The 17,630-nt window shown below is 68.4% G+C and carries 12 protein-coding genes; 6 read left to right on the top strand and 6 right to left on the bottom strand.

What is annotated here, in order from left to right; genetic code table 11:
* The first annotated feature begins 37 nt into the window (after positions 1-37).
* The 3 genes from hemC to FHW94_RS01675 are packed head-to-tail and all read left to right on the top strand — an operon-like array spanning position 38 to position 2,674.
* Positions 38-1,006 (top strand): hydroxymethylbilane synthase, encoded by a 969-nt coding sequence (hemC, locus tag FHW94_RS01685; RefSeq protein ID WP_168554060.1) that lies wholly within the window; start codon positions 38-40, stop codon positions 1,004-1,006.
* A complete protein-coding gene (locus tag FHW94_RS01680) occupies positions 1,006-1,683 on the top strand; it encodes a uroporphyrinogen-III synthase (protein WP_168554059.1) in 678 nt (225 codons plus the stop codon). Before hemC ends, FHW94_RS01680 begins: the two co-directional genes overlap by 1 nt.
* 31 nt (positions 1,684-1,714) lie before the next feature.
* On the top strand, positions 1,715-2,674 hold the full coding sequence (locus tag FHW94_RS01675) for a hypothetical protein (protein ID WP_246865842.1): 960 nt from the start codon (positions 1,715-1,717) through the stop codon (positions 2,672-2,674).
* 24 nt (positions 2,675-2,698) lie between these two features.
* Here the strand turns inward: FHW94_RS01675 and acpA are convergent, their stop codons facing one another.
* The 4 genes from acpA to FHW94_RS01655 all read right to left on the bottom strand — a co-directional run bounded on the left by acpA (position 2,699) and on the right by FHW94_RS01655 (position 8,331).
* Positions 2,699-4,321 carry an acid phosphatase gene (gene acpA, locus FHW94_RS01670; protein WP_168554058.1) on the bottom strand — a complete coding sequence of 541 codons (1,623 nt, stop codon included), beginning with the start codon at positions 4,319-4,321 and terminating at the stop codon, positions 2,699-2,701.
* Positions 4,322-4,416: 95 nt separating this feature from the next.
* Entirely contained in the window at positions 4,417-5,703 is a 1,287-nt protein-coding gene (locus FHW94_RS01665) for an amidohydrolase family protein (protein ID WP_168554057.1), read from the bottom strand.
* A gap of 49 nt (positions 5,704-5,752) precedes the next feature.
* Positions 5,753-6,397, bottom strand: coding sequence for a DUF3237 domain-containing protein (locus FHW94_RS01660; protein WP_168554056.1), 645 nt, complete (start codon positions 6,395-6,397; stop codon positions 5,753-5,755).
* Positions 6,397-8,331, bottom strand: coding sequence for a CocE/NonD family hydrolase (locus FHW94_RS01655; RefSeq protein WP_168554055.1), 1,935 nt, complete (start codon positions 8,329-8,331; stop codon positions 6,397-6,399). The genes FHW94_RS01660 and FHW94_RS01655 overlap by 1 nt, the downstream gene beginning before the upstream one ends.
* A gap of 464 nt (positions 8,332-8,795) precedes the next feature.
* On the opposite strand from FHW94_RS01655, the gene acs reads away from it, so the two are divergent.
* The 3 genes from acs to FHW94_RS01640 all read left to right on the top strand — a co-directional run bounded on the left by acs (position 8,796) and on the right by FHW94_RS01640 (position 14,208).
* Entirely contained in the window at positions 8,796-10,745 is a 1,950-nt protein-coding gene (gene acs, locus FHW94_RS01650; protein ID WP_168554054.1) for an acetate--CoA ligase, read from the top strand.
* A gap of 609 nt (positions 10,746-11,354) precedes the next feature.
* The gene (locus tag FHW94_RS01645) at positions 11,355-12,467 is read left to right on the top strand and encodes a carbohydrate porin (RefSeq protein WP_168554053.1); all 1,113 of its coding nucleotides are present in this window, start codon (positions 11,355-11,357) and stop codon (positions 12,465-12,467) included.
* An 82-nt stretch (positions 12,468-12,549) separates the two neighbouring features.
* Positions 12,550-14,208, top strand: coding sequence for a carboxylesterase family protein (locus FHW94_RS01640; RefSeq protein WP_168554052.1), 1,659 nt, complete (start codon positions 12,550-12,552; stop codon positions 14,206-14,208).
* On the opposite strand, the gene FHW94_RS01635 is transcribed toward FHW94_RS01640, so the two are convergent.
* Together FHW94_RS01635 and FHW94_RS01630 are read right to left on the bottom strand one after the other, a co-directional pair.
* The gene (locus FHW94_RS01635) at positions 14,186-16,129 is read right to left on the bottom strand and encodes an alpha-L-fucosidase (protein WP_168554051.1); all 1,944 of its coding nucleotides are present in this window, start codon (positions 16,127-16,129) and stop codon (positions 14,186-14,188) included. The two genes, FHW94_RS01640 and FHW94_RS01635, sit on opposite strands and share 23 nt — an antisense overlap.
* Before the next feature lie 29 nt (positions 16,130-16,158).
* Complete coding sequence (locus FHW94_RS01630) at positions 16,159-17,568, bottom strand: glycoside hydrolase family 125 protein (protein WP_349237478.1); 1,410 nt, start codon at positions 17,566-17,568, stop codon at positions 16,159-16,161.
* Positions 17,569-17,630: the final 62 nt, after the last annotated feature.

Genomic DNA, 17,630 nt, shown 5'->3' with positions numbered 1-17,630 from the left:
TCCCCTTAGAGATAATCCCGTTTACGGCAAGCCACGCATGAACAACCCGTCGCACAACCCACCGCAGACGCTCGACCGGCCGTTGCGTCTTGGCACCCGCCGCTCCCCCCTGGCCATGGCCCAGGCCGAGGAAACCCGCGCGCGCCTGTGTGCCGCCCACGGCTGGCCGGAAGACGCGGTGGAACTGTGCCCGCAAGTGGCCAGTGGCGATCGCATCCAGGACCGCCCCCTGGCCGAGATCGGCGGCAAGGCGCTATGGACCAAGGAGCTGGACGCGGCCCTGCTGCATGGCGAGATCGACTTTGCCGTGCATTCGATGAAGGACGTGGAAACCGTCCGTCCCGAGGCGATCATCATTGCCGCCGTGCTGCCGCGCGCCGATGTGCGCGACGTGCTGGTGGGTGCGGCCAGCGTGGCCGCGATCGCGCAAGGCGCGCGGGTGGGCACCAGCGCGCCGCGCCGCGCCGCGCAGATGCTGCACGCGCGGCCCGACGTGGAAATCGTTTCGTTTCGCGGCAACGTGGCCACGCGCCTGGCCAAGTTGCAGGCGGGCGAGGCCGATGTCACGCTGCTGGCCGCCGCCGGGCTGCAACGCCTGGGCGAAACCGGTGTGGGCCATGTCCTGCCGGCAGAGGAATGGCTGCCGGCCCCGGCGCAAGGGGCGATCGGTATCGAATGCCTTGCCGCGCGCCAGGATGTGCGCGCACTGCTCGCGGCGATCGACCACGCCCCCACCCACGCGGCGATCCGTGCCGAGCGCGCCTTGCTGGCGGGCCTGGGCGGCACGTGCCACAGCCCGATTGCCGTGCTGACCACCACCGCGGGCGATGATCTGGTGCTGCGCGCCGCGCTGTTCAGCCCCGACGGCGCCCTGCGTGTGGAAGACACCGCGCGCTTTGCCGCCGATGATGCCCAGGCGCCGCTTGCCCTGGCGCAGCGCCTGCTGGCCCAGGCACCCGAAGGCATTGCCGCGTTTTTCCACGGTGATGATTCCCCGGCACATTGATGCGCCCGCTGCTGGTCTTGCGGCCCGAGCCGGGCAACGCGGCAAGCGTTGCCGCCGCGCGCGCCATGGGACTGACCGTGCTGGGCACCCCGCTGTTTGCGATAGACGCGGTGCCGTGGACGGTGCCCGATCCCGCGGCCTTTGCCGGCATTCTGGCGGGCAGCGCCAACCTGTTCCGCCTGGCCGGGCCGGGCTTGGCGCGGCTTGCCCGGCTGCCCGTTCTGGCGGTGGGCGCGGAAACGGCACAGGCAGCGCAAGATGCCGGCTTTGCCGTGGCGCAAGTGGGCGAAGGGGGCCTGGCCGAAGTGGCGCGAAACCTGGCGCCGGGGCGCTATCTGCGCCTGTCGGGCGCCGATCCCGCGCCGCTGGCGCCCCCGCCGGGCGTGGCGGTGGAAACGATCACGGTCTATGCCGCGCGGCCCCTGCCGCTCGATCCGGCGGCGCAAGCGCTGCTGCAGGGGCCCTGCGTGGTGGCGCTGCATTCGGGCGAAGCGGCGCGCCATTTTGCCGCAGAATGCGCACGCTTGGGCCTCGCGCGTGGCAACGTGGCGCTGGCGTGCCTGGCGCCACGAATCGGGCCCAAGGCTGGCCCTGGATGGCAAGCGGTTGAAATATCTGCCAAGCGCCGCGATCAACCATTGCTGGCGCTGGCCCGGCAAATGTGCCAGAACCTGTGACTTCGGGGCCACGAACAAGCGAAAAAGATTGATGCAGGACACGCCATACGGACAAGCAATTCCGCCCGGTAACCGAAGCGGTGGCCGCCGTGGTGGTGGCCGGCTGGCGGTGGGGCTGGCCCTGATCGTCATTCTGGCGCTGGCTGGCGGCGGGGCCTGGCTGGCCGCGCGCCAAGGCTGGCTGCGGCTTGACCTGGGCCCGATGGCCAGCGCGAGCGGCGACGTGCCTGCCGCCGTGGCCTCTGAAGCGGTGGTGGCCGCCGCCAGCAGCGCGGCCAGCGATGCCGTCCTGGCCAGCACATCGGCCAAGGTTTCCGCGCTGGAGCAGCGCCTGGCCGAATTGAACCAGCAAGCCAGCGCCGCCGCAGGCCAGGCCACGCGGGCCGAGGCACTGCTGGTGGCCTTTGCCACCCGCCGCGCGATCGAGCGCGGGCAGCCGCTGGGCATTCTGGAAAACCAGCTGCGCGTGCGCTTTGGCGACAGCCAGCCCGGCGCGGTGGACCGGGTGATTGCCGCTTCGGCCCATCCGATCACGCTGGGCAGCCTGTCGGAAGAACTCGCCGCGATCGAGCCGCAATTGATGGGCAAGGCGCCGCAGGGCAACACCTGGGACTGGCTTTCGGGCCAGATCGCCGGCTTGTTCGTGATCCGCCACGACGAAGGCCCCAACGCCACCCCCGAAGCACGCGCCGATCATGCCCGCCTGGCGCTGGCCGGTGGCCGGGTGGATGCGGCGATCAGCGACGTGGAACGCATGCCGGGCAAGGATGCCGCCACCGAATGGCTGGCCCACGCCCGCGACTGGGTGGCCGCGCAGCACGCCCTGGACCAGTTGGAAACCGCCGCGATGGTGCTGCCCGCGCCGCAGCCGCTGGCGCCCCAACCTGCGCCTCAGTCTGCACCGCAGCCGCAGGCATCGCCGACACCGCAGACCGATACGGCGGCCGCGCCCGGCCCGGTTGCCGCGCTGGCCCCGCCCGCCGTGCGATGATCGCTTCTCCCAGAGGGGGAAGGATCAGATATCGAGTGCCGCCGTCAGGTCGCCCGGCGGAGGGCCGCCGGCGGCCAGCATCGCCTTGTCGCGTTCCACCAGGCCGGGCAGCGTCTTGAGGCCAAAGCGGCGCACCAGGAACCGCGCGATCGAGCCGGTATCGTAGATCGTGTGATCGACATGGCCGCGCTTGGCATGGGGGGAGACGATCAGCGCGGGAATACGCGTGCCCGGCCCCCAGCGATCGCCCTTGGGCGGGGCGACATGGTCCCACCAGCCGCCGTTCTCGTCGAAGGTGATCACCACCAGCATCTTGTCCCATTGGGGCGCGCGGCGCAGCGCGTCGATCACCCCGGCGATATGGCGATCGCCGGCATCCACATCGGAATAGCCGGCGTGCATGTTGAGATTGCCCTGCGGCTTGTAGAACGTGACCGGCGGCAGCTTGCCCGCCGCGGCATCGGCCAGGAACAGGTTGGTGCGCGCGGTTTCGCCCAGGCCGCCATCGCGCAAGTGGTGTTCGCGCGCGGCCGTGCCGGGGGCGAGATTGGCGAAGTAGTTGAGCGGCTGGTGATGCGGCTGGAAATTGGGCCGCGAGGGGAACGCCGCGCTGTTGGCGCGCCCGGCCATCGCCTCGGCCCAGCCACCGGCATACCAGGCCCAGTCCACGCCCGCTTCGCTCAGCCGGTCGCCGATATGGGCATGGGTCTGGGGCGGCAGGGTCTGCGCCGTGACCAGCGCCATGCCCGGCTTTTCGGGATCGGCCTGGTACGTGGGCAGATAGGGCGGCAGCATGGTATTGACCGCGCGGTGATCGGGCGTGATCGAATCCGCCACGAAGCGCACCGGCCCATCCATCGCGCTGGCCGGGGTGCCGGCCTTGAGCAGCGGGCGCGGAGGATCGCTATAGGCCGGGTCCAGCTTGACCACCCGGTCTTTCGCGGGGCTCTTGTCCGCATCGGGATAGAACGGCGGCGTAGCGGCCACCAGGTATTGGTGGTTGAGGAACGAGCCGCCGAACGCGCCCATGAAGAAGTTGTCGCACAGCGTGAACTCGCGCGCCACCTGCCACAGCCGCAGATTGGCGCGCACATCGCCATAGTGGCCCATGACCAGCGCGCCGCTATCGCCCCAGGCGACGAAGCCATCGTTGCGCCCGCCGTTGATCTGCCACTGGTTGTTGTAGAAGCTGTGGATCAGGTCACGCGTCACCACGCCGTGGGGCAGCGGATCGCCTTCGGGCGTCTTGAGCGCAAAGGGCGCGTTCGGCAGGCCGGTGATGGCATCCTCGCCGATCTGGAATTCGGCGTGCTCGACCACCTGCTTGTCGGGCACCATGCCTTCCCAGATCTTGGGCAGGGTTTCCAGCACGCGGCCATCGCGGTCCTTTTGCCGGGCACGCTCTGGCGGCACGGCGGAAAGCGGCTGCGCCAGGCCCGGAAAATCGGGGAAGAGATTGTTGAAGCTGCGGTTTTCCGCATAGATCACCACGACCGTGTCGATCTTGGCACGCAAGGCGGCATCGGCCTTGGCCCGGCTGCGCGGCGCGGCGGCCTGCGCCTCTACCCCGGCAGCAGCGCCGGTGATGGCAAGTCCGGCCAGCAGGCTGCGGCGGTCTAGGGCGGGGCCATTGGGCTTGTCGGTCATGTTGGGCGCGCTTTTTCCGTGGGGGGAGGAATCGGGCGTTGGAATAGGGACTTACGCGGTGTCTGTCCAAGGCTCTGTTGCAGAGGCTCAACCCCTCACTTCACCACGTCGCCGCCCTTGATCACGTGGTCGACATGCTCGAGCACGGTGATATCGGCCAGGGGATCGCCGCTCACCGCGATCATGTCGGCATAGTGGCCGGGTGAAAGCGCGCCGACGTCCTTGCTCCAGCCCAGGAGCTCTGCCGAAACGGTGGTGGCGGCCTGGATCGCCTGCATCGGCGTCATGCCATAGCGCACCATGTACTTGAACTGCCGGGCGTTGAGGCCGTGGGGGTAAACCCCGGCATCCGTGCCGAACGACAGTTTCACGCCGGCTTTCACCGCCTTGGCAAAGCCGTCGCGCTGGGCCTGCGTGGTATCGTCGTTCTTGCGCAGCATGTCGGCCGGCCAGTGGTGGGCACGGCCATAGTCGGCGATATAGTCGCCGTCGTAGATATCCATGTCGAGCCACACGCCCTTGGCCTTGGCCATGGCGATGCCTTCATCGTCGATCAGGCTGGCATGCTCGATCGCCTTGACCCCGGCGCGCATGGCCGACTTGATGCCTTCCGCGCCATGGGCATGGGCCGTCACCCACGATCCGCGCGCCTTGGCCACGGTGACGGCGGCGCGCATTTCGTCTTCGCTCAGTTCCTGCTGGCCCGGTTCGGTGCCTTGCGCCAGCACCGCGCCGGTCGCGATCAGCTTGATCGAATCCGCGCCGTGCTGGAACAGCGCGTTGACCTTGCGCGTGGTATCGGCCGCATCGTTCACCACGCCCGCGCGCATGTCGGCCGGCACGTCCACATCGGGGGAAAAGCCGGTCACTTCGCCGCCACCGCCGGGAATCGTCACATAGGCACCCACCGCGCTGATGCGCGGACCGATTACGTCGCCCCGGTTTATCGCGTTGCGCAGTTCGACATCGGCATAGGCGCGGAAATTGCCGCAGTTGTGCACGCTGGTGAACCCCGCCATCAGCGTGGTGCGGGCATTGCGCGCGCCGACATAGGCGATTTCCATGGCGGAATGGAGCAGCGGCTCGGCCACGTTTTCCGATTGGTCCATGTCGGCCAGGTGCACGTGCATGTCGATCAGGCCGGGCAGCACGGTATGGCCGCTCCAGTCGATCACCTTGGCGCCGGCCGGCAAAACCGGCGCATTTGGCCCATCGGGCGTGATCGCCGCCACGCGGCCATCCTCCACGCGGATCAGGCGCGCGGTGAGCACCTTGCCCGCTTCCGGGTCAACCAGCCGCCCGGCGCGGACATAGACCGTTTCGGCCAGGGCGGGAGAGGCGGTGGCGCAAAGCGCGGCGAGCAGGACGGTGGAGCGCAACATCGCCTGCCACCCTATCGCCTGCATCGCCGCGTGGGGAGTGCATTTCGCCTCAGGTTACCCGGAAAACCTGGATCAGGCGGCCATTGGCCTTGGGGCCGAAATCGGGCGTCTTGATCGAGGGCGGCACGGGGAAAGTCAGCGTGGCGACGAACACGGATTCGCGCAGCCAGGCATACTTGGCGCCGGGCACTTCGAACGTGGGCAGCAGGCGATACTTTTCCTCGGTATAGCCCAGGCCCTTGTTGTGGATGATGATCTGCTGGTTGTCGTCGGTCTTGAGGCGATAGAGCGCATCGACCACCACCACGCCATCGGGGCGGATCACCGGGAAATCGCCGCCACCGGGAATGACCGTGCCCTTGATCCCGCGGCCATGGAACACCCCGCCGATCACCGGCCAGACATCGTTGCGATAGCCGTCGGATGCCACCTGGTCCTGCGCGCTGCCCATGTATTCCGGCTCGGAACAGAACGGCACGATGTTCATCACCCATTCCAGGCCAACCTTGTCGAACACCTCTGGCGCGCCGCCGGGCGGCAGCGGTGGGGCCGAGGGTTCGTGGATGGCAGCGCCAGTGGGCATCGGCGGCGGCGCGGGCGGCACGACCGGGGCGGCCAGCGCACGGGTGGCAGCGGCCACCAGCGGCAGGCCAACGCCGATGGCGCCAAGGGCATTGCGACGTGAGACGGTCATCACTTCTCTCCTTGCGGCTGGGGCAAGCCCAGCGTGATCGCATTGCCGGCCAGCGGATCGGCGCGGCAGGGCTGGTGCAGCACGGTGCCACAGGCCGGCGCGCTGGCGGGAATGGCCCCCACCACCGTGCTGGCCGGCGCCTGGCCCAGCATCAGGCGCGAGGGGTGCGCGGCATCGTGCAGCACGGTCAGCCGCGTGGGCACCGATTGCGGGGCAAACAGATTGCCGCCGAACTGGCTGGGCGTGTCGATCCACAGGCGGATGCGCGAACCCTTGCGGAAGACATGGGCGAACTTCTGGATCTCGATCCGCGCCAACGCCGGTTCGCCCGGCACCATGGCGGCCATGCTGTCGGGCCGGTCCAGCGGCCAGGGCCGCAGCGGCGTGGACCTGGCCGAATCCTGCGCGCGATCCGACAGGCGCAGCCAGCCGCGCTGGACATAGACTTCCTGCCCATCGGGGCGCACTTCGGTCAGCGTCACCTGCACATCGGCATCGGCGCCGCTGGCCGCCATCCACAAGTCTGCCGCGCCAGAGCCATAGCCGATGAAATCCTCGGCTAGGGCCGGCGTGGTATAGGCCAGCGTGGCCTTTTCCCAACCGGGCTTGAGCCCTTCCCAGCTATCGCGGGTGAATTCGTGCTGCACCGCCGGGCCGCGCAGGGGATAGTCGTAATCGTCCTGCCCCGTGCCGGCGGGCGCATCGGCCACCAGCTTGCCCCCGGCATCGAGCGCGAAGGCGCGCGGGGTGACCTGCAGCGGAAAAACATCGCTCTTGAGCGTCACGCCCGGCGTGAGGTTTTCGAAAATGCCCTGCGCCGGGCCGGCGAGCGTGGCTTCGGTCCATACCTGGACATGGGGCGTGGCTTCGAAACCATTGGCCCGGCCTTTCACAAAGCGATCGAAGAAGGCGATCAGCTGCCGGCGAAAGCGGGTGGAGACATAGACATCGTGCGCGCCATTGGTTTGCAGGAACCACAGCCGCGCGGGATCGAGCGTTTCCTGGTAATAGCCTTCGCGGGCTATCACCGCTTCGTCCTGGAACGCTTCCATCGAGAACACCGGCACCTGGATCTGGTGCGTGCGCGCCGCCATGTTGCGAATCTCGATATAATCGTCGCGCACCGGGTGGCGGATGAGGATCGAGGGCACGCGGTTCTTTTCGGCGGTCTGCAGGTTCTGCGCGATCTGCGCCAGGCAGCGGGTATCGCCTTCCGCCTTGGCACTTTCACGCGCCGCATCCCAGCGCGAATGGAGATAGCCCCACCAGCCATCGACGAAGCCGGGCGCGGGAATGCCGCCGATGAACCAGCTGTCGAGCCGGGCATCGCCCAGCACCATGCCCGGCGCGATGGCCTTCAAATGCGGCGGCTGCTCGGCCGCCGTGGCAATCTGCGACATGCCCGCCCACGACCAGTTGGCCATGCCGACCGCGCCATTGGCCCAGGGCTGGGTGGCGATCCATTCGATCGCGTCGCGCCCGTCCTGGCCATAGCGCATCGAGAGAAACTCGAACTGCCCTTCCGAGCACGCCGTGCCGCGCGCGCTCACGCCGACCACGGCATAGCCGGCCTGGACCAGCGCGCGATCGAGATTGACCGACATCGCCGTGTTGTCGTCCATATAGGCCGCGCCGCCGATCGAGCCGGGATCGTAGCCGCTGTAGTTGACGATCACCGGGAACGGCCCCTTGCCCTTGGGCAACAGGGCGGAAAAGCGCAATTGCGTGCCATCGCGCGTGGGCAGGTAGCCGGTGATGCGGCGGGCAAAGAACGGCGCCTGGTGCTTGACCGGCGGGGCCAGTTCATCGGGCGCGGTGCCGGTGCCGACCGGCACTTGCGCCTGGGCCAGGGCCAGGCCCGGCGCGGCCAGGGCAAGCATGGCACAGGCGGCAAAAGCAGCGCCGGCCAGGCGCCGGGCAAACGGGGATTTCATGGCAACCTCGTGTTCGCGGTGGGGAAGCGCGCGGTGCAATACGCTGCGATCTCAGCCACGGAATGGAATGTGCCATAGCAATCTGTCAACATGCCGCCCCCTGCCAAAACCACCCGTTTTCTAGGATTTTTTCTTGTTAATCAGCGACATGATAGCAACCACAAGCCGCTGGTGCATTTTGTGCACGATGGGTGGCGAACACACACCTTCCATTTGGGAGTTGCATGCCGATTTGGTGGGCTGTGTTTGTGGCGCGGGGCCTACCACGCAGATCGGCGCGGACGGGTGTTTCGCTGTTGCGACACATGGCCGAAACGGCGCGATGGACCGGCGCTGTGCCCCCTCGCACCGGCGCCATGGTAGACTTATATCCAACTGGCATAGAGACGTCCAAGCGGCTAGCGTAGCTCTCAAGCATCACGCCGGTCGCAACCGCCGCGACAATTATCGAGAGGGTTCCGCACATGGCCGAAGCCATCTATCCCGTTCCCGCCGACTGGGCCCAGACCGCCCTGATCGACGAGGCGCGCTATCTGGAAATGCACCGTCGGTCGGTGGAAGAACCCGATGCCTTCTGGGCGCAGGAAGCGCAGCGGATCGAGTGGATCAAGCCCTTCACCAAAGTGAAGAACACCAGCTTCCACGAGGAAGACTTCGGCATCCGCTGGTTCGAGGATGGCACGCTCAACCTTTCGGCCAATTGCCTCGATCGCCATCTGGCCACGCGCGGCGACGACGTGGCCATCCTGTGGGAGCCCGACAGCCCCGAGGACGCATCGCGCGCGATCACCTATCGCGAACTGCACGGGCATGTCTGCCGCCTGGCCAACCTGCTGAAAGCGCGCGGCGTGCAGCGCGGCGACCGGGTGACGATCTACCTGCCGATGGTGCCCGAAGCGGCCGTGGCCATGCTGGCCTGCGCGCGGATCGGCGCGATCCATTCGATCGTCTTTGCCGGGTTCTCTCCCGATGCCCTGGCCGGGCGGATCGAGGATTGCGACAGCCGCGTGGTCTTGACCGCCGACGAAGGCCTGCGCGGCGGCAAGCGCGTGCCGCTGAAGAAGAACGTGGACGAGGCGCTGACGCATTGCCCGGCGGTGGATACCGTGGTGGTGCTGGCGCGCACCGGCGCCGACGTGCCGATGCAGGAAGGGCGCGATCTGCCCTGGGCTGCCAGCGTGGCAGAGCAGAGCGCGGATTGCAGCCCTGAGGAAATGAACGCGGAAGATCCGCTGTTCATCCTCTACACCTCCGGCTCCACCGGCAAGCCCAAGGGCGTGCTGCACACCACCGGCGGCTATGCCGTGTGGGCATCGATGACGCACCAATACGTGTTCGATTACCGGCCTGGCCAGATCTATTGGTGCGCGGCCGATATCGGCTGGGTCACCGGGCATTCCTATGTCGTCTATGGCCCGCTGGCCAATGGCGCCACCACGGTGATGTTCGAAGGCGTGCCCAACTTCCCCGATCCCAGCCGGTTCTGGCAGGTGGTGGACAAGTTCGGCGTGGAAATCTTTTATGGCGCCCCCACCGCGCTGCGCGCCTTGATGCGCGAGGGCGATGACTGGGTGCACAAGACCAGCCGCCAATCCTTGCGCCTGCTGGGCAGCGTGGGCGAGCCGATCAATCCCGAAGCCTGGGAATGGTATCACAAGGTGGTGGGCGAAGGCCGCTGCCCGATCGTGGACACCTGGTGGCAGACCGAAACCGGCGGCGCGATGATCACCCCCCTGCCCGGCGCCACCGCATTGAAGCCCGGTTCGGCGAGCAAGCCGATGTTCGGGGTGAAGCCCGCGCTGCTGGATAACGACGGCCAGGTGCTGGAAGGGGCAACCGATGGCTGCCTGGTGATCGGTGATAGCTGGCCGGGGCAGATGCGCACTGTCTGGGGCGATCACGAGCGCTTTTTCCAGACCTATTTCACCACGTTCAAGGGCTGGTACTTCACCGGCGACGGCTGCCGCCGCGATGAGGATGGCTATTACTGGATTACCGGCCGCATCGACGACGTGATCAACGTGTCGGGCCACCGCATGGGCACGGCCGAAATCGAAAGCGCGCTGGTGGCCCATGCCAAGGTGGCCGAAGCCGCCGTGGTGGGCATGCCGCACGCGATCAAGGGCCAGGGCATCTATGCCTATGTCACCTGCAACGCCGAAGTGGAGCCGGACGAGGCGCTGCGCCGCGAGCTGGTCGCATGGGTGCGCCACGAGATCGGCCCGATTGCCACGCCCGATGTGATCCAGTTCGCGCCGGGCCTGCCCAAGACGCGTTCGGGCAAGATCATGCGCCGCATCCTGCGCAAGATCGCCGAGAATGACCTGGGCTCGCTGGGCGACACTTCGACCCTCGCCGATCCTTCGGTGGTGGACAACCTGATCGCCAATCGTCCGGTGCTGGCCACGGCCTGAACCGGGCGCGCTTTACGCCTGATGACGGGGCGGGCCCGCGGGTCCGCCCCTGGCGTTTGCACAGGGCCGCAAGCGCGGCGCCGGCATCACGAGTCGTGTGCCCGGCACAACGCGTCGCAGGCGCCGTGGCACCTGCGGTAAAGCGATGGATTTTGGGAGAAATCCGCCGGTTTGGCGGCATGACAGGTTCGCCCGGCGCAGGGATTTTTTACGGCGTCCTCTCCCACCGCCGCGCCGGGCTTATCCTGTCTTATGCACTCTCATCATAGCGGCTCAAGCACGACGTGCCAGCCCAAAAGTGCATACCTATTCTTTGACAAGATCTGATGCAGTCCTGCAACACTCATGCCCGGTTCATCGCCTGTCCGCATGGCGAATTGCGGCAGATCATTGCCGGTGGCGGCGGCCACTTGCCGGTCAACGGCAGCTTAATGCCGCAATGCGCATTGGCGCGATGCGCGTTTCTGCGCAGGCCAGCGTCCATCCAGGCTTGGCCGGGCGCGGTGCACAGTGCCTGTCATGCATCGCTCCCCGTCCCTTGCGCGGCCCCCGTGCCGCCGGCGTTTTCGGCCCATGGCGCCATGGGCCGCGTGCCTGGCATCGTGCCTGATGGCGGCCGCCCCGCAGCCCGTGCTGGCCGCCGACGAGCCACCGCCACGGCTGATCGGCCTGGGCGCAAGCTATGTGGCCGATGCCCTGGACGTGGCCGATGGCGGGCTGGCCCGGGGCGGCGGCGTGGCGGGGCGGGCCGATGCTTGGGTGGATGTGAACGGCGCAGCATTGGGCGCTTCGCGGCTGACCGCGCATGTCGATTTCATCGCGGTGCACGGGCCGGTCTTTTCCGATCGCTGGGTGGGCGATTCGCAAGGCATCAGCAGCGTCCAGGCGCCCGCCCGCCAGCACCTTTACGAAGCATGGGTGCGTTGGCAGGTGAGCGACAACGCCGCGCCACTGGCGATCGCGACCAAGGCCGGCCTGATCGACGTGAACACCGAATTCGACGTGCAGAGCGTGGCGGCGCTGTTCGTGCACGCCAGCCATGGCATTGGGCCGGAACTGGCGCAAAGCGGCCCCAACGGACCCGGCATCTTTCCCATGGCGGCCAGTGGCGCGATGATCACGGCCAGCACGGCGGGCAAGGTCACGCTGCGGATGGGCGCGTTCGATGGCCAGGCCGGCAGCATGGCCAACGACCGCCTGCCCGCCTTTCGTCTGCCCGGCACCACCGGCGCGCTGCTCATCGGCGAAGTGGAAGTGCCGCTGGGCGAAGGCGAAGTGCAGATGGGCCTGTGGCGCTATACCCGCCCTTCCGCGCGCGTGGACGACGAGGCGGCGCGCGCGGCATCGCAGGGCGGCTATGTGCTGGTAGAAGGACCGCTGGCGCCGCATTGGCACGGCTGGGTGCGATTTGGCCTGGCCGATGCGCGCACCAACCCGATCAGCGCCTATCTGGGCACCGGCCTGGTGCGCGAGGCCGGCCCCTGGCAACTGGGCGTGGCGATGGCCCATGCCCGCCTGGGCGCCCGCGCGCGCGCCACCATGCTGGCCGATCGCCAGGCAAGAACCCATGAAACATCGATGGAGTTGACGGCGGCGCGGCCCGTCACGCCATGGCTGACGCTGCAACCTGAAATGCAATACGTGATCCATCCCGGCTGGGACCCCGATGTGCAATCCGCGCTGGTCTGGGGCCTGCGCATCAAGCTGGCCTGGTCGCGCTAGAAACGCCGCGATAGAGCACTGGAACGTTTCCGATCCTTTCGTGTAGGAAGCCCGAGACGGACGGGCAAAGGATCGCAAGCGGATGACCCTGATCACGCGGCGCGGCGCGCTGGGCGGCATGGCCGCCACGCTGGCGCTGCCCCAGGCCGCTTTGGCCGCGCGCGACAGCCTGCGCGCATCCACGCGCGCCGACAATTTGCGCGTATCCACGCGCACCGACAATTTGCGCGTATCCACGCGCACCGACAATTTGCGCGTATCCACGCGCACCGACAATTTGCGCGTATCCACGCGCGGGGGCGTGGTGCGCGGGCACCTGGCCGATGGCGTGCGCGTGTTCACCGGCATTCCCTATGGCACGGCGGCGCGCTTTGCCCCGCCCCGCCCTGCGCGGCCATGGACCGGGGAATGGGATGCCACGCGCCCGGCCCGCGCCGCGCCGCAGCCGCCCGGCATGGACCCCTTGCCCGCGATCCAGGCCGAAGACTGCCTGCAACTCAACATCTGGGCGCCTGCTGCGCCGGGCCGTTATCCGGTCATGGTCTTCGTCCACGGCGGCAGCAACGAAACCGGGTGGAGCGGGTGGGAGGTAATCGCGGGCAACCGCTTTGCCGCCCATGGCGTGATCTGCGTGACGTTGAACTATCGCCTGGGGGCGCTGGGCTTTGTCGAACTGGGCCATGTGCTGGGCCGCGCCTATGCCGGCAGCGGCAACAACGGCTTGCGCGACCTGGTGCTGGGGCTGCGCTGGGTGAAGGACAATATCGCCGCGTTCGGGGGCAATCCCCGCGCGGTGACGCTGGCGGGCGAATCCTCGGGCGCGCGCAATGTCTGCGCGCTGCTGGGCCTGCCGGCGGCCGACGGGCTCTATGCCCGCGCGATGGTGTTCAGCGGCGGCGCGCAGACCGTGCACACCCCGGCCGAAGCCGCCGCCTTTGCCAATGGCGTGGTGGCACGGCTGGGCGGGGCAGACCGCTTGCTGGTGGCGCCCTTCCCCGCGTTGATCGAAGCGCAAGTGGCCGCGCGGCGCGGCTGGCCGCGCAACCTGCCGTTCCGCCCCACGGTGGATGGCGCTTTCCTGCCCCAGGTGCCGCTGGCGCGCGTGCTGGCCGGCCAGGCGCCGCGCGTGCCGCTGCTGGCCGGATCGAATGCCAACGAAAGCCGCCTGTTCCTGAGCGAAGCGCAAGCCGCCCGGCCGCTATGGTCGCAAAGCGTGTCGAACGAGACGATGGCGCGCATGGCCGCCCTCAACCGCGCCTATGCCCGCGCCTTTCCCGAATTCACCGATGCGCAGCGCCATTGGCGCCTGCTGACGGCCGAGGAATACGGCATCCCCACGCTGCGCCTGGCCGAGGCGCAGGCGGCGCGTGGCGCGCCGGTGTGGCGCTATCGCCTGGCCTGGCCCGCGCCGGGCGGGCCCTACAAGGGGCATAGCCCCCATGTGCTGGACCTGCCGCTGACGTTTGACCACGTGACGCTGCCATCCATGGCGCAGATGTTCGGCCTTTCTGGAGCAGACCAGCCGATTGCCACGGCCTGGCACGAGGCCATCCTCGCGTTCGTCCGGGGCGGCGCGCCGGCTTCGCCCGGCATGCCGGCCTGGCCGCGCTTCGACAGCGCCACCCGCGCGACCATGGTGTTCGACCGGGTCAGCGTGGTCGAGAACGATCCCGACGGCGCCGAGCGCCTGCTGTGGCTGCAGACGCCCGGTGAGCCGGTCAGCGCGGCAGGGCGGCGCTGAACCCGCCGATGCCGGCAATCGCCAGCACGGCGCGACCGGGCAGCGCCGGCTCGGCAAACGTGAGGCGCAAGTAGCGCGCCTGGACCGGGGCGGCAAAGCCGATGCGCTGGGTGGCAAGGGCATAGGCGATGTTGGAAAACTCGCCCTCGCCCTGGTCCTGCCAGCTTTGCCCGTCGGCGCTGGTTGCCACGCGATAGCCGCGCGGGGGCGTGGCATCGGCCGCCAGATGGCGCGGCGGGGTGAGGCTGAAGCCGCCCAGCGTGACCGCGCGGCCCAGATCGAGCGTCAGCGCGGCAGGATGGCCCGGCGTTGGCACGCCCTGCGTCCACAGCGTGGCGACATCGCCATCGAGCAGCGCCTCGGCACCCGGCGCGCTGGCATCGACCACGCGCCAGCCCAGGGTGCTCAGCACATCGCTGGCACGCGGGACAGGCGCTGCCACCGGGACCGGCGCCACGCTGTGGAACAGCGCGAATTCGCGGATCGCCGGGCAGGCCGGCGCATCGAGGATCACCAGCCGCACCCGGCGCGGCGCGATCGGCGCGGGCAGGCGCACCACGCGCTGCGCGCCGATGCAGTCCTTTTCGGCCAGGCGCTGCCACTGCCCCGCCACTTCGGCCTCGATGGCAAAGCGCGTGACGCGCACGCCGAGCGGCAGGTATTCGGCCACGCGGACCAGATCGAACCGCGTTCCCGGCGCCAGATCGAGCGTGAGCGTGGGGGTGTGCACGCCATCGGGCGTGGACCAATAGGTTTCGCTGCGGCCATCGAGCACGGCGGCCGGGGCAAAGCGGCCCCCACGCACCGCGCTGGCATGGGCAACCGCGCCCTTGGCCAGATCGCGCGCCAAGGTGGCGCGCATGGCATCGCCGAACGATTGCAGCACGGCGACGTCGTGATCGGCCAGGCGCCCGCGCTGGTCGGGCGGCAGGTTGAGATTGAGATTGGTGCCGCGCCCGACGGATTCATCGTAGAGCCGCACCAGCCGCTCCGGGCTTTTCACCTTGGTGTCTTCATCGGGGTGATAGAACCAGCCGGGCCGGATCGACACGTCGGTTTCGGCCGGCCACCAGATTTCTCCGCCGCGCAACCCGGCATTGCCCACGTCCTGCTCATAAGGCTTGTTCGGCATCGTCGGCCAGCAGGGATCGCCGGCCACGCCATCCTCGTTGCCCACCCAGCGGATATCGGCGCCCAGCGGATCGAACGTGCAGGCATCGGGCTGCATCTGGTGGACCAGCGCGATGATCGAGGGCCAGTTGTAATAGCGCGGGGCATCGATGTGCCGGGTTTCGCGCGCGCCGCCGTAATAGCCATCGCCGCCATTGGCGCCATCGAACCACACTTCGAACAGCGGGCCATAGCGGGTGCACAGCTCGGTCAATTGCGCGCGATAGTATTCGACATAGGCCGGGCGGCCATATTCGGCGTGGTTGCGGTCCCACGGCGACAGGTAGAGTCCATAGGACAGACCGTGGCGGCGGCAGGCCTCGCCCATTTCGGCCACGATATCGCCCTTGCCGCCTTTGTAGGGGCTGTTGCGGATCGAATGCTCGGTCAACTGCGTCTGCCACAGGCAGAACCCGTCGTGGTGCTTGGCGGTGAGGATCACCCCGGTCATGCCCGCAGACTTGGCCGCCAGCACGATCTGGTCTGCGCTGAAATCAGTGGGGTTGAACCATTCGGGCTTTTCATCGCCATAGCCCCATTCCTTGCCGGTGAAGGTGTTCATGGAGAAATGGACGAAGGCATACATGCCGCGCTGATGCCATTTCCACTGGCGCGGCGAAGGCGTGGCCCCCCACGGCGCGGGCGCCGCGGCAGCCGGGCCGGCAGCAAGCGCGGGAGCGGTGGCAAGTGTTGGGGCAACCGCGCCGGCGGCAGCCGAGCGCGACAGGAAGCGACGGCGGGAGAAGTCCATGGGGATTCCTTGGGAAAAGCGCGAAAGACTTACAGGGGATTGGCGAGAACGGCGGGCAGGCGATCGGCCAGGCCCACGATCATTTCGCCAAACAGGCCGTTGGCCCAGGCAAACCAGCTGCGGGTAAACTGCGCGGGATTGTTGCTGTCCACCGCCTCGTGCATGAAGCCGGTGCCTGCGTCGCTATCGCGCAACTGGCGCAGCAGCAGCGCGATGACCGCCGGATCGCTGGACGAAAGCGCGCGCACGATCAGGCTCATCGGCCAGACCTGGCCCAGCCCCACGTGCGGCCCGCCGATCCCCTCGATCGCCGAACCCTTGAAGAAATAGGGATTGGCATCCGACCAGCACGCCGCTGCGGTGGCCTGCCACAGCGGATCGTTGGCGGCCACGCAGCCGGTATAGGCCAGGCCCAGCAGCGAGGGCACGTTGGCATCATCCATGAACACGGCGTTGCCATAGCCATCGACTTCATAGGCCCAGACCTGCCGCCCATCGGGCAGCCGCATGGTGCCCCACTGCGCCAGGGCGGCGGCCACTTCAGCGGCCAGGGCGCGGGCATCGGCGGCGAGGTCTGCCGCGCCATCGACACCTTGGGCCGCGCCTTCGGCGACGAGCGCCATTTCGCGCAGCGTGGTCACGGCAAAGTGATTGGAGGGGATAAGGAACGGATAGATGCAGGCATCGTCCGACGGGCGAAACCCGCTGTGGATCAGCCCCACGGGCCGCGTGGGCGCGCCATAGCCATCCAGGCCCAGCGTTTCGGTGGGGCGGTCGCTGCTGCGGCGAAAGCTGTAGGGGCCGCGCCCGTCCTTGCGCTGCTGTTCGCGAAACGTGCGCACGATCGCGGCTTGGGCGGAAACCCAGATGCTGTCGAACGGGCTGGTATCGCCGCTGGCCTGCCAATAGCGAAAGGCCAGGCGCATGGTCCAGCACAGCGAGTCCACCTCCCACTTGCGCTCGGCGACGCCGGGCTTCATCTGCGTCTGGTCGTTCAGGGCCCAGGGCAGATTGGTCTTGGCCGTGGCATCGCGCATGAACGCGTTGGCATAGGGATCGAGCAGGATCGAGCGCGCCTGCCGCGCGATGGCGCCGCGAAACAGCGTGGCAAGGTGCGCATCCTTGCGCACCAGGTGCACATAAGGCAGCAATTGCGCGCTGCTGTCGCGCAGCCACATGCAGGGGATATCGCCGGTGATGACGAAGGCATCGACGCGGCCATCGACGAGACCCAGTTCCACCGTGGTATCAAGCGTGTTGGGATAGCAGGCGGCAAACATCGCACGCAGCTTGGGATCGGCGATCATCGCGGAAACGCGGGCGATCTCCGCCTCCACCGCCGGGCTGGCAAAGCGGCGTTGCAACTTGGGCGGGCGGGCCGCAGGGCCCGGGGCGGGGTTTGCCGGCGCCTGCGCCGCCGGGGTGGGCGGAGCGGCCACGGGCGGAATGGCCTGGGCCGCCACGGCCGCGCGCGCCGGTTCACCCGCGACCAGGCCAGCCG

The organism is Novosphingobium sp. SG720, assembly GCF_012275365.1.
GTDB classification, from domain to species: domain Bacteria; phylum Pseudomonadota; class Alphaproteobacteria; order Sphingomonadales; family Sphingomonadaceae; genus Novosphingobium; species Novosphingobium rhizosphaerae.
This window is presented reverse-complemented; position numbering and strand designations above follow the sequence as displayed.